1 protein-coding gene is annotated in these 1,323 nt (G+C 62.0%); it reads right to left on the bottom strand.

The genetic code is table 11. The features are described 5' to 3' along the window. Positions 1 to 43: 43 nt before the first annotated feature. Positions 44 to 1,323, bottom strand: a 1,280-nt coding sequence (locus tag ACHIRB_RS30795; protein WP_395127840.1) for a type I polyketide synthase, incomplete at its 5' end; no start/stop codon positions are given.

Genomic DNA, 1,323 nt, shown 5'->3' with positions numbered 1-1,323 from the left:
GTCCCATGCACCTGGCAGAAATCAGCTCACAGTGGTCCCATGCTCATGGCAGACGACACGCTTCCCGGAATACCGGCTCGTGTTGGAGCAGCTGCCGGCCCATGCCCCACCATTGGGGGCCCATTCCAGAACAGACGAACGCAAGCTTCGGCTTCTCTCCTGGCTGTGCTCGTCCCGATTCCACACCGGATGCCCGCGGGTCCTCGGCGAGGAAGGAATCCAACCGCTCTTGCGCCTCCGCGGAGTTGCGTGCGACCAGTGCCAAACGATAGTCGTGATGACTGCGGCGAAGGCTGCTCGAATAGCCGATGTCTGCGAGGTTGTGGTCGTTTCCATCGAGGTAGGTGCGTGTCGAGGTAGCCAGGTCCTTGAGGGCATCGGCGCTGCGGGCAGACAACGTGATGAGATGCCGCCGTCGGACGGTAGCGCTGGATCTTTCGACGACCGGAAGGTCGGACGGCGGACCCTGCAGGACGGCATGTGCGTTTGTTCCTCCGAAACCGAACGAATTCACTCCCGCGTATCGCTGCCCTTCGCCTGTCGGCCAGTCAGTGAGCTCATTGACAACACGCAGCCCGTACTGATCGAAAGGAATGGCGGGGTTGGGTTCCTTGAGATGCAAATGGCCAGGGATCTGGCCGTGTTTGAGTGCGAGGGCGGTCTTGATGAGTCCGGCAACGCCGGCAGCTGCTTCGAGATGTCCGATGTTCGTCTTGACCGAACCAATGTGGATGGGCGAGTTCGTGGGCCGATTCTTCGACAGCACCCGGCCTATCGCCGTGGCTTCGATCGGGTCGCCCACGGGAGTACCGGTGCCGTGCGCTTCCACATACTGGACTTCGTGGGGCAATACCCCAGCGCGCTCATAGGCAGCGACCATCGCAACCTCCTGAGAGGCTCCGTTGGGGACGGTGATGCCATTGGTGTGGCCGTCTTGCGATACGGCTGTTCCGCGGATGAGTGCATAGATCGGGTCGCGGTCTGCGCGAGCCTGCGCGAGCGGCTTCAACAACACCACCCCCGCCCCTTCACCACGGGCGTATCCGTTCGCCGAGGCATCAAACGTTTTGCATCGGCCGTCGGGGCTCAGAAAACCGCCCTTGGATTCGGCAATCGTCATATTGGGAGCAAGCATCACATTGACGCCGCCGGCTAACGCCAACGAGCACTCCCCATTCCAGATGGACTGGGCGGCAAGGTGCAGGGCTACCAGCGATCCTGAGCACGCTGTATCGACGGTGATGCTCGGGCCCCGGAAGTCGAAGGTGTAGGACAGCCGGTTGGCCAGCATCGTCATCATCATGCCGGTAGCCGAGTGCGCCT

Source organism: Antrihabitans spumae (assembly GCF_043944905.1).
Taxonomy (GTDB): Bacteria; Actinomycetota; Actinomycetes; order Mycobacteriales; family Mycobacteriaceae; genus Antrihabitans; species Antrihabitans spumae.
The sequence above is the reverse complement of the archived record's forward strand: the minus strand, read 5'-3'. Positions and strand labels throughout refer to the sequence as shown.